Origin of the sequence: Mycobacterium kyorinense (assembly GCF_001672775.1) — a bacterium.
Lineage (GTDB): Bacteria > Actinomycetota > Actinomycetes > Mycobacteriales > Mycobacteriaceae > Mycobacterium > Mycobacterium kyorinense_A.
This window is the reverse complement of sequence record NZ_LZKJ01000165.1, coordinates 32,358-42,642: the sequence shown is the minus strand read 5'-3', so window position 1 is coordinate 42,642 and position 10,285 is coordinate 32,358. Positions and strand designations below refer to the sequence as shown.

Here is a 10,285-nt window from a genome sequence, read left to right as displayed (position 1 = left end):
TGGAAATCACCTGCATCGTGGCGACCGAACCGTCGCCGAACCGCAGGGTCACTTCGGTGCCGCCGGGCAGCGCGCCGGTTCCGTTCGACGGCGCCGGCCCGGTGCGCAGCAGCCTGTCGAGTTCGACGATCCGCTCGTCGAGGCCGGCCAGTTCGTCGGCGCGCTGGATGGCATCGGCGGCATCCGCATGGTCACTGACGCTGCCGCGGTCGTTTCTGACTTCGATCTCCAGCCGATCGCGGCGTTCGCGCAACCGGTCCAACTCCGCGGTGATGCGCTCGCGCGCCCCCTCTGACAACCCCGTGGTTTCGACTTCCTCGCTCACCTTCGCACCTGTCTTTAGGGCGCAGCGGCGATTGCCACCCCGGAGCGCCTCGATTGTTTTTGGTTGTTCCGTCAATATATTCCCGCGCAGGCGTTCTGAGTGGTGCCATTGCGCGACCGGTTGGTGCGCTTCGATTGCGGGTATTGCCGACACCGTGCAGATGACTTCGCGCGTACTGGTCGTGGTGTCGGCGGCCGATCGGATTCCGCTGCGGGAAGGGCGCAGCGAGCCGACCGGCACGTATCTGGGCGAGTTGGTCGAGCCGACCGACGCGATGCTGGATGCGGGCTTTGAGTTGTCGTTCGCGACGCCCGGCGGACGCATCCCCACGATCGATGGAACGTCGTGCAGTCTGCTGTATTTCGGCCTGTCGCGAGCCAAGCGAGACGCGGCCCTGTCCAGCTATCGACGGCTGCTGGAACTCGGTCTGGCACAACCGACCAAACTCGAGGAGATCGCCCACGACCCGGATCGGTTGGCCAGTTTCGACGCCGTCTTTGTGCCGGGCGGGCATGCGCCGCTGGTCGATTTGCTGCACCGCGACGTGTTCGTCGATGAGTCTCTCAACGACGACTTCGGAGCTCTCGTGCGGTATTTCCATGACGCGCACCGGACCACCGGATTGATCTGTCATGCTCCCGCTGCCCTGGCTGCTGCACCCAGCATCGACGGCCGCTGGATCTACGACGGCTACCGGATGACATGCTTCAAGACCGGCGTCGACACGATGCTGTCGACCATCCCGCTGGCCCGCCGATTCCGTGGACATCTCATCGACGATCCGACTCAGCTGCTAACCTCTCGCGGCGCCAAGGTGGAGCAGACGGTGCTGCCGATGGGCAGCAAGGTTGTCGAGGACCGCGAGCTGATCACCGGTCAAGATCCTTACTCCGCGAAGGCGTTCGGCATGGCATTCGTCAACAAGGTCCGACGCGGCCGCTGACCTTCGGGATCACACGCGACGTCGGCCGCGTCCGCCACCGCGGCCACGGAACGCGTCTTTGACCTTTTCGCCGGCATCCTTCAAATCTGATCCGATCCGATCGCCGACACCGCGGTTTTCCAGGTTGCGGTCTCCAGTGGCGCGACCGAGAGTTTCCTTGGCTGCGCCCTTGACCTTCTGCAGTTTGTTTCTGGCCTTGTCGGTCAAACTCATAGCGACTCCTTTGTCCGCTTCCCGCATACCCGCGGTGAGCGGTCGCCAACCGGCGGCTACACCCAATACGGCACGCGTGCGCGATATTGGCGCATCGCAAACGCTGCCAGCACCCACCCGACCACCGTCAACACCAGCACCACTACCCAGTGCCGTAGTTCCTGGTGGGCGCCCAGCAGCGGGGCACGCACGATGTCCAAGTAGTGCAACAGCGGGTTGAGTTCGACGATTTTGCCCCACCGGCCGGCGCCCTGCTGTCGCAGCGTGTCGTCGTTCCAGATGATCGGTGTCATGAAGAACAGCAGCTGCACGACGGAGAACAGCAGCGGGCCGATGTCGCGGTAGCGGGTGGCCAGGATGCCGAAGCACAGCGACACCCACACGGCATTGAGCACGATGAGCAGCAGTGCCGGGATCACGGTCAGGTCGGCCCACGACCACGGTTTGGGGTAGATGATCGCGATGACGACGTAGATGACGATGTTGTGGGCGAACAGGATCACCTGCCGCCAGACCAACCGATAGACGTGCAAACTCAACGGCGCCGGCAACTGTTTGATCAGCCCCTCGTTGGCGACGAATACGTCGGCGCCTTCCATGATCGCGGCGTTGATCAGGTTCCAGATGATCAGCCCGAGCGTGACGTAGGGCAGGTGCACCGCCAGCTCGAGGTGAAACAGCTTGGAGTACAAGCCACCCATCGCGACGGCGGTCGTGCCGGTTGCGATCGTGATCCAGAACGGGCCGAGCACACTGCGGCGGTACCGCTGCTTGATGTCCTGCCACCCCAGATGCAGCCACAGCTCACGGCGCCGGAAACCGTCGGCCAGATCGCGCCAGGCGCGGGTGAAGGTCTTGGACTGCGCCGCAGCGTCGATGATGGTCACGCTGGCCCCCCGGGTCGACCGAATTGTTCGCGACGGCCCAAGCGCCGCAACCTAAACCACTCCGCCAGGCCAGCCGGGTCGCGGCGAGAAACCAGGAAGTACCAGCCGAACCGCAGCCACTCCTGGGGAAGCAGCCGACGCAGCCCGGGCTGCGAGAGCAGGTAACCGCGGTTGCGATACGTGAAATACCGCTTCGCGGCGTCGTCGGGGTACTGGGTGTGCATCCGGCCGCCCAGGATCGGCTTGAACTCGGCGGATCCGCCGGGATGCAGATAGGACGTCGTCAGGCAGGTCCCGAACGGCAGCCCGGAACGCACCAGCCGACGGTGCATTTCGACCTCGTCGCCGCGGATGAACAACCGCAGGTCCGGTACACCGATCGCATCGAAGGTCGAGGCGGCAAACAGCGCACCATTGAACAGCGACGCGATCCCCGGCAGCAGATCTTGCTGGGAGTCGGTGCGCAGTTCGCTGACCCGCCTGCGCCACACCAAGCCGCGCCGCAGCGGAAACGCCAGCCGCTGCGGATCGTCGGCGTTGCACACCATCGGCGACACCTCGGCCAGGCCGTGCTGCTGAGCGCAGGCCAGCAGGGTGGCCAGAACCTCGCTGTCGGCCGGGTGGCCGTCGTCGTCGGCCAACCAGACCCAGTCGGCACCCAAAGCGAGCGCCTGCAGAATGCCCAGCGCGAAACCGCCTGCGCCACCGAGGTTTCGGCGCGCCCCGAGATACGTCGTGGGGATCGGCTGGCCGGTGACCAGCTCCCGGACCCGGTCCTCGTTTCCGTTGTCGACCACAATCAGGTGTTCGGGCAGCCGACTCTGGGTGGTCAACACGTCCAGCGACTTGGTCAGCTCATCGGGCCGCCGATGCGTGACGACGACGGCACATACTGTGCTGCTCACCCCGACACCTCGCCGGCCGCGGTCTCCGCCAACACCTCGCGCACATGCCGGGCGGCATCCTCACCCTCATACGCCCGCACGACGTCCTCGATGCCGCCTGTGAGCCGCACACTGCCGTGGTCAATCCACATCGCGGTCTTACACAGCCGGGCCAGAAACTCGTTGGAATGGCTGGCGAAAACCAGGATCCCGGACCGCTCCACCAGCCGCTGCAGCCGGGTCTGGGCCTTCTTCAAGAACTCGGCGTCCACCGCGCCGATGCCCTCGTCGAGCAGCAGGATCTCCGGGTCGATGCTGGTGACCACCCCCATCGCCAGCCGCACCCGCATCCCGGTGGAATAGGTGCGCAACGGCATCGACAGGTAATCGCCGAGTTCACCGAACTCGGCGATCTCGTCGACCTTGGCCAGCATCTGACGCCGGGTCTGGCCGAGGAAGAGGCCGCGGATGATGATGTTCTCATAGCCCGAGATCTCCGGATCCATGCCGACGCCGAGATCGAAGACCGGTGCCACCCGGCCGGTCACCGAAGCCGAACCCCGTGTCGGCTCGTAGATCCCGGAAAGCAGGCGCAGCAGAGTCGATTTCCCGGCTCCGTTGTGGCCGACCAGACCGACCCGATCCCCCAGGTTCAGCGACATCGTGATGTCGCGCAGCGCCTCCACAACGACCACGTTGGACGCGTTACGTCCGATCGTTCCGCCGGCCTTACCGAGGAATGCCTTTTTCAGCGAGCGCGACTTGGCGTCGAAGATGGGAAACTCCACCCACGCATCGCGGGTCTCGATCTGCGGTGTGCTCACCAGCGTCTGCTTACAGGTATTGCCCGGTGCCCGGGCCGTGCCCGCTGCGCCCCATCCCGGGCGGCAGGGCGCCCTGGCGCATCTGTTCGAGCTGGGCGCGGGCAGCCATCTGCTGGGCGAATAGCGCGGTCTGGATTCCGTGGAAGAGGCCTTCCAGCCACCCGACCAATTGGGCCTGGGCGATGCGCAACTCGGCGTCCGAGGGGGTTTCGTTGCTGAACGGCAACGTCAACCGGTCGAGTTCGTCGCGCAGCTCGGGCGCCAGCCCCTCTTCGAGCTCGCGGATGCTGGTGGCGTGGATCTCACGGAGCCGGTTGCGGCTGGCCTCGTCGAGCGGGGCGGCGCGGACCTCCTCGAGCAGCTGCTTGATCATGGTGCCGATCCGCATGACCTTGGCGGGCTGCTCGACGAGGTCGGTCAGCGACCGGTCATCGGAGTCGTCGTCGTCCCCGCCGGCGATCAGCCGCGGGTCGATGCCGCCGATGATCTCGACGTTGTCGTCGTCGTTTTGGGTACTCAATCCCGTCACCATCCTCACGTTTTTGGAGTCGTAGGGGCGCCGCGCCACTCGAAAATCCGGGCTTCGCCGTTGTCATAGATCTTCACCCACGACTTGGACTTCTCGAGTGACACTAGCCCGTCGGGCATCGCAAACCCCCTGACGACCGGCTTGCTGGTCAGCACGTAGCGGATATCGAGTACCCGAACTGCCTCGGCTACTCGCGGATCGGTGTCAGCGTCGTCGGCATAGGCCCAGAAGATGAAGCGGTTATAGCCGGGACCCTGTTGCACCGGATAGTCGTAATGCGTCCACAGCGGATGCAGGCTGGCCACCGCATACATCCACGCCGTGCCGTCGGTGTTGCCGTTTCCGATCAGCGTGTTGCGGGCGCCGGGCAGCCGCGCCAGGTAGGCCATCGCCTCGAGGTCTCGCCGGTCGACCATCACCGAGTCGTACTTGTCGCCGAACAAGAACCGGTGCCGGGGAAAGTAGTGCCACGCGCTGATCAGTGTGACGGCCAACAGCGCTACTGCCCCGACGGTGCCCAGAGCCGGGGCCGACAGCCGCCGCCCACCCAGCCGTCTGACCACTCCCATCAATAACGCAACTAATGCCAGCAGCCCGATCCCGGCCATCGGGGTCAGCAGCAGCGTCGTCGCCGCCGCGATCCGGCGCGGATCTTTGTAGAAGAACTCGCCGAACAAACCGGCGACCGCTCCCACCGGGCCGCCTAATGGGGTGCCCGCGTCGACGTTCACCACGATCAGCAGGAGCCACACCGCCAGCGGCCACCAGATCAGCTTGACCAGCAGCACCAGCCCGCCGATGGCCGCCAAGGCGGTCAGCCCGTACTGCACCGGGAAATCGTTGAGGTGCCGCGAGTGCTGGAAGACCGCGTCGAACAACCCTCGCTTTTTGCTCAGGTAGGTGAGGAAAGAGTGCCCGGCGATGATGTCTTCCTGCTTTTTCACCACGAGGAACTGCGGCAACATCACCAGCCCGGTGGGCACCGCGACGGCGACCAGCGTCCAGACGTCCGCGAGGCGGCCGCGCACCGGGTGACGCAGCGCCTCCAGCAGCCACCACCCCGCCAGCAACAGGACGGCGATGATGCCGCCGGTGATGTGCACCGAAAACACCCCGACCAGCGCCAACGCCGCCACCGGGATCCGGTCGCGATGCCGCAACGTGGAAGTGACCAGCGCAAAAGCGGGTACCGCCAGTCCGTAGGCCGTCAGGTTGGGCATCGCGGCCGTGTCGAATTCGATGTAGGGGACCGCGGTGAACGACGCCGAGAGCGCCGCGGCGGCGGCCGCCGCCCAGGCGGTGCGTCCCACGGTGGTGTGCGCCCGCACCACCCGCCAGGTCAGCAGCGCCGCGCTGACCGGGAACAGCCAAATGGCTGCCGCCAGTGAGCTCAGCGTGTAGCCGGTGGTGGGCGCGGCGCCGGTCAACTGGCAGTCCACCGCGACCAGCGCATGAAACGCCGACGGGTAGTACAGCACGTCGCGGGTGTCGACATTGCGCAGCTCACCCATGTGAGTGGAGGACGCCTGGCCGGTGTCGAGGATCAAGCGGACAGTGTTGGCGTGCCAGACCGCGTCCCAGGTGCTGGGGATCGATTGCCAGTGCGGGATGCCGCGCAGCGCCGCGTACCAAATCAGCAGCGCTCCCAGCAGCACCCCGGCAGCCACCGTCAGCGCCGGCCGGCTGGTGACCGCCCGCGATTCGCCCGCAACGTCGCGGTAGCGGGCCAACCCCACCCGCAAACCCGCCGTCAGTACCGTCACGATGACCAGCGCGGCTAAAGCTGTCCATGCGTTCCAAGGGATTCCAACCGCGCCGAACGGAATGATGGCCAGTGCAACGACGCCGTAGGTCAGCGCCGGGCCAACCGCCACGGCAATGGGCCAAGTTAGCTGAGCGCTGCGGGCGACGATTGCCCCCGGCACGATCAGCAAAAACAGTGCGATCAGCGTTCCGAACGTCAGCGCCACTGGACTAGTATGGCTGGCCGGGCGACCTGGCTCGGGACGGCGGGGACGCATCCGGGTGCCCCGCTACCGTCATGGTTTGCGGAATTTGCGGGATTCTTAAGGTGGCTGGCATGGCATACGACGTCGCCCGGGTGCGCGGACTACACCCGTCGCTGGGAGACGGGTGGGTGCACTTCGACGCGCCGGCGGGGATGCTGATCCCCGACTCGGTGGCCACCACGGTGTCGACCGCGTTCCGCGGGTCGTTCCCCAGCGCTGCCGGCCCGCATCCGTCGGCGCAGCGCAGCGCCGCCGTGCTGGAGGCCGCGCGGGTGGCGGTGGCCGACCTGGTGGGCGCCGACCCGCGCGCGGTGGTGCTGGGTGCCGACCGCGCGGTATTGCTGGCCTCCCTGGCCGATGCGTCATCCTCCCGGGCCGGCCTGGGCTACGAGGTGATCGTCAGCCGCCTGGACGACGAAGCGAATATCGCCCCGTGGCTGCGCGCAGCAAACCGATTCGGCGCCAAGGTGAAGTGGGCCGAGGTCGACATCGAGACCGGTGAGCTGCCGACGTGGCAATGGGAGAGCCTGATCGGCAAATCGACGCGCTTGGTCGCCGTGACGTCGGCGTCGGGAACCTTGGGGACCGTCACCGACCTTCGCGCGGCAACCAAATTGATCCACGACGTCGGCGGACTGGTGGTAGTCGACCACTCCGCGGCAGCCCCCTACCGGCTGATCGACATCGACGAGATTGACGCCGACGTGGTGGCAGTGAACGCGGTCGGCTGGGGCGGTCCGCCGATCGGCGCGTTGGTGTTTCGCGATCCCACGCTGATCAATTCGTTCGGTTCGGTGTCGACGAACCCGCACGCGACCGGCCCGGCTCGGCTGGAAGTCGGCGTGCACCAGTTCGGGCTGTTGGCCGGATTCGTCGCCAGCATCGAGTATCTCGCGTCGCTCGACGAGTCGGCCCGAGGAAGCAGACGTGAAAGACTCGCTGTGTCAATGGAATCCGCTGCTTCATACATGAGTCGGATGTTCGATTACCTGATGGCGTCGCTGCGGTCGCTGCCCTTGGTGATGGTGATCGGCCGACCCGAGGCGCGGATACCTGTCGTCAGTTTCGCCGTCCAGGAGGTCCCAGCCGAACGTGTGGTGCAACGGTTGGCGGACAACGGGATTCTGGCGATCTCCAATGCCAGCTCGCGGGTACTCGACGTGATCGGAGTCAACGACGTCGGCGGCGCGGTCACGGTGGGCCTGGCGCATTACTCGACGATGGCGGAGGTCGACCAGCTGGTCCGCGCGCTGGCCTCCCTTGGGTAATTCGGTCAATTCACCGCGACCGTAACGTCAGCGCGAAAAAAACCTGCTCAGATTCGCAGTAGCGTTACGCTCGCGGCCGGCTAGTCGAGCGTCAGCACGATTTTTCCGGTCACCCCGCCTGAGGTAAGCATCCGATGGGCCTCGGCGGCCTGCTGAATCGGCATGCGAGCACCGATGACCGGGCGGACGCGGCCGTCGGCAAACATCGGCCAGACCGACTTCGCCACCGCGTCGACGACGGCGCTCTTGCCGCTGGGCCCAGCCACCGGCCTGCCCCGCAACGCCGTTCCGATGACCCGGGCCCGTTTGACGATCAACTTGCCGATGTTGAGCTCGCCCTTGACGCCGCCCTGCATACCTATGATGACCAGCTGCCCGTCGGCGGCCAGCGCGTCGATGTTGCGGTCCAGATAAGCCGCCCCCATGATGTCGAGGATCACGTCGGCGCCCGCGCCGTCACTGGCCTCTTTCACGCGCGCGACGAAGTCCTCGTCGTGGTAGGCGATGGTGATTTCGGCGCCCAGTTCGCGGCAAAGTTTCAGCTTGGCCGGCGACCCCGCCGTGACCGCTACCCGGGCGCCCAGCGCGCGGGCGATTTGGATGGCGTGGCTGCCCACACCACTGGCGCCGCCGTGGATCAGGATTAGCTGGCCGTCGGACAACCCGGCCGTCAGCACCAGGTTCGACCACACCGTGCATGCGACTTCGGGCAACCCGGCGGCGTCATGCAGGTCGATACCCGCAGGGATCGGCAGAACCTGGCCAGCGGGAACAGCGACATACTCGGCGTACCCGCCGCCGGCCAGCAAAGCGCACACTTCTTGCCCAGCCGACCATGCGGTGACCTCGTCGCCGACCTCGACGACCACACCGGACACCTCCATGCCCAGCAGTTCGCTGGCGCCCGGCGGCGGCGGGTAGCGGCCGGCGGCCTGCAGCACATCGGCGCGGTTGACCCCGGCCGCGCTGACCTTGATCAGCACCTCCCCGCGGCCCGGCTTTGCGTCGGGCACGTGCTGCCAGGAGAGTTGATCAGCCGATTCAGCGACGATGGCGTGCATTCCCGACACGCTACTACCTGCGAATTCCGGCTGTTCCAAAGACGATGCGTCGCATAGCATGACGTAATGGGCGGCCTCATCGCCGGCCGGACTGCCAGTGAGATGCCCGGGCTGGATATCGCCGAACAGAAGTCGTGGCAGAACTTCTTGGATTCTGCGCTGCGGTTGTATGCGACGCTCAATCGGCGACTAGTCGACGTCCATCAGCTATCCCTGATCGACGTCCGGGTGTTGGACATGCTCTGTAACGCACCCGGCGGCTCAATGCGGATGGGTGATCTGGCCGAGGCGCTACCGGCGTTGCCGAGCCGCCTGACCCGGCAGATCGGTCGCCTCGAGCTGCAAGGGCTGGTGCGGCGCGAGGCCAGCCGCGACGACCGGCGCGGCGTGGTGGCCACCATCACCGACAACGGCCGGGCGGTGGCGGCGCAGGCCATGGTGACCTATGCCCAAGATGTGCGCACCTATTTCCTCGGCCCGTTGACGCGCTCGCAGATCGCCGCGACGGGAGAGAACTGCCGCCGGATCGCTGCTGCGCTGAAGCTGTCGGGCGATCGGACCTGACCTCCCGCTACCCTTATCGGCGGTGGCGTGGCAGAGCGGCCTAATGCACTCGCCTTGAAAGCGAGAGACGGCTAAAACCGTCCGGGGGTTCAAATCCCTCCGCCACCGCATTTTGCGATGTCTCAAGACGCTCGCTCACTCGTCGGTCTCCTTCGGCCGGCCGCCACCGACCAAGTAGCCCGATTTCGGTGTCGCACTGAAGGGATCAAACCAACTTCGGAGGCGCGCCAGCTCACCGGCAAACGCTATCGCGGCGATCGAACCGCTCCTGGTATTGGCGAACGCGCGGTCGCCGACCGCTCGGGCGGCCGCGTCGATGGGGTCGCCCTCGACATCGATATCGGCCTTCATCCTCGCGTGTAGGGCGGCCGTTCTCACGGAGTCGCCTCCATCACCACTCATGAACCCGCTGTGCGCGAGCACTGCAACCGAACTGGCGGGGCCGCTGGCGCTGAGACGCAGGTCGCTCGGCTCGTTCAGCTCCGCGACACTGCGCAGCACGCCGACCGTTTGAGCGGCGACGCGGTTCGGGTCCTCGCGCGAGACTTGGACGGCGGCGCCATCCTCGTCGCTCCACCCCAGGGCGCCGACACTGAACCAGAGCCGACCGGCAGCATCGCACCGGAACTCCACCAGCGGAGGCATCACGGCAGACTTTCGTGAAATGGTGAAGACGTCGCGGCGATGCAACATCCCGGCGATGTACGCCGCAACAAAGGTCTGGAACGAACGCCACTGATCGTCTGAGGTGAACTCACTCATGACAAAACTTCCCGTC

The 10,285-nt window shown here is 66.1% G+C and carries 12 protein-coding genes and 1 tRNA gene; 4 read left to right on the top strand and 9 right to left on the bottom strand.

Annotated elements, in window-relative coordinates; all coding sequences use genetic code 11:
• A partial coding sequence (locus tag A5707_RS17830) for a nucleoside diphosphate kinase regulator (protein WP_065015768.1) occupies positions 1 to 325 on the bottom strand: 325 nt, incomplete at its 3' end.
• Positions 326 to 485: 160 nt separating this feature from the next.
• Between A5707_RS17830 and A5707_RS17825 the strand changes: the two genes are divergently transcribed.
• Entirely contained in the window at positions 486 to 1,268 is a 783-nt protein-coding gene (locus tag A5707_RS17825) for a type 1 glutamine amidotransferase domain-containing protein (RefSeq protein WP_065015777.1), read from the top strand.
• Positions 1,269 to 1,277: 9 nt separating this feature from the next.
• On the opposite strand, the gene A5707_RS17820 is transcribed toward A5707_RS17825, so the two are convergent.
• Genes A5707_RS17820 through A5707_RS17795 form a run of 6 tightly spaced genes read right to left on the bottom strand, consistent with a single transcriptional unit; the run spans position 1,278 to position 6,575 of the window.
• Positions 1,278 to 1,481: a CsbD family protein gene (locus A5707_RS17820; RefSeq protein WP_065015767.1), complete on the bottom strand. Its 204-nt coding sequence runs from the start codon at positions 1,479 to 1,481 to the stop codon at positions 1,278 to 1,280.
• A 56-nt stretch (positions 1,482 to 1,537) separates the two neighbouring features.
• Entirely contained in the window at positions 1,538 to 2,368 is an 831-nt protein-coding gene (locus A5707_RS17815; protein WP_065015766.1) for an ABC transporter permease, read from the bottom strand.
• Positions 2,365 to 3,273: a glycosyltransferase gene (locus A5707_RS17810; RefSeq protein WP_065015765.1), complete on the bottom strand. Its 909-nt coding sequence runs from the start codon at positions 3,271 to 3,273 to the stop codon at positions 2,365 to 2,367. Before A5707_RS17810 ends, A5707_RS17815 begins: the two co-directional genes overlap by 4 nt.
• Entirely contained in the window at positions 3,270 to 4,076 is an 807-nt protein-coding gene (locus A5707_RS17805; protein ID WP_065015764.1) for an ABC transporter ATP-binding protein, read from the bottom strand. The genes A5707_RS17810 and A5707_RS17805 overlap by 4 nt, the downstream gene beginning before the upstream one ends.
• A 10-nt stretch (positions 4,077 to 4,086) precedes the next feature.
• Positions 4,087 to 4,608: a bacterial proteasome activator family protein gene (locus tag A5707_RS17800; RefSeq protein ID WP_156658098.1), complete on the bottom strand. Its 522-nt coding sequence runs from the start codon at positions 4,606 to 4,608 to the stop codon at positions 4,087 to 4,089.
• A gap of 2 nt (positions 4,609 to 4,610) precedes the next feature.
• Positions 4,611 to 6,575, bottom strand: a complete 1,965-nt coding sequence (locus A5707_RS17795) for a DUF6541 family protein (protein WP_065015763.1) — start codon at positions 6,573 to 6,575, stop codon at positions 4,611 to 4,613.
• A 110-nt stretch (positions 6,576 to 6,685) separates the two neighbouring features.
• Here A5707_RS17795 and A5707_RS17790 point away from each other — a divergent pair, with 110 nt between their 5' ends.
• Positions 6,686 to 7,882: a cysteine desulfurase-like protein gene (locus A5707_RS17790; RefSeq protein WP_065015775.1), complete on the top strand. Its 1,197-nt coding sequence runs from the start codon at positions 6,686 to 6,688 to the stop codon at positions 7,880 to 7,882.
• Between the two features lie 80 nt (positions 7,883 to 7,962).
• Here the strand turns inward: A5707_RS17790 and A5707_RS17785 are convergent, their stop codons facing one another.
• Positions 7,963 to 8,943 carry an NAD(P)H-quinone oxidoreductase gene (locus tag A5707_RS17785; RefSeq protein ID WP_197495360.1) on the bottom strand — a complete coding sequence of 327 codons (981 nt, stop codon included), beginning with the start codon at positions 8,941 to 8,943 and terminating at the stop codon, positions 7,963 to 7,965.
• 66 nt (positions 8,944 to 9,009) lie between these two features.
• Here A5707_RS17785 and A5707_RS17780 point away from each other — a divergent pair, with 66 nt between their 5' ends.
• Together A5707_RS17780 and A5707_RS17775 are read left to right on the top strand one after the other, a co-directional pair.
• The gene (locus A5707_RS17780) at positions 9,010 to 9,507 is read left to right on the top strand and encodes a MarR family winged helix-turn-helix transcriptional regulator (RefSeq protein ID WP_065015761.1); all 498 of its coding nucleotides are present in this window, start codon (positions 9,010 to 9,012) and stop codon (positions 9,505 to 9,507) included.
• Positions 9,508 to 9,528: 21 nt separating this feature from the next.
• A tRNA-Ser gene (locus A5707_RS17775) sits at positions 9,529 to 9,615 on the top strand.
• Between the two features lie 27 nt (positions 9,616 to 9,642).
• On the opposite strand, the gene A5707_RS17770 is transcribed toward A5707_RS17775, so the two are convergent.
• A complete protein-coding gene (locus A5707_RS17770) occupies positions 9,643 to 10,269 on the bottom strand; it encodes a hypothetical protein (protein ID WP_065015760.1) in 627 nt (208 codons plus the stop codon).
• Positions 10,270 to 10,285 lie beyond the last annotated feature (16 nt).

What these genes read in the sequence shown, in the direction of transcription:
- A5707_RS17800 (WP_156658098.1), bottom strand. Translation starts at nt 4,608, where the DNA reads ATGGTGACGGGATTGAGTACCCAAAACGACGACGACAACGTCGAGATC.
- A5707_RS17790 (WP_065015775.1), top strand. Translation starts at nt 6,686, where the DNA reads ATGGCATACGACGTCGCCCGGGTGCGCGGACTACACCCGTCGCTGGGA.
- A5707_RS17820 (WP_065015767.1), bottom strand. Translation starts at nt 1,481, where the DNA reads ATGAGTTTGACCGACAAGGCCAGAAACAAACTGCAGAAGGTCAAGGGC.
- A5707_RS17770 (WP_065015760.1), bottom strand. Translation starts at nt 10,269, where the DNA reads ATGAGTGAGTTCACCTCAGACGATCAGTGGCGTTCGTTCCAGACCTTT.
- A5707_RS17780 (WP_065015761.1), top strand. Translation starts at nt 9,010, where the DNA reads ATGGGCGGCCTCATCGCCGGCCGGACTGCCAGTGAGATGCCCGGGCTG.
- A5707_RS17785 (WP_197495360.1), bottom strand. Translation starts at nt 8,943, where the DNA reads ATGCACGCCATCGTCGCTGAATCGGCTGATCAACTCTCCTGGCAGCAC.
- A5707_RS17825 (WP_065015777.1), top strand. Translation starts at nt 486, where the DNA reads ATGACTTCGCGCGTACTGGTCGTGGTGTCGGCGGCCGATCGGATTCCG.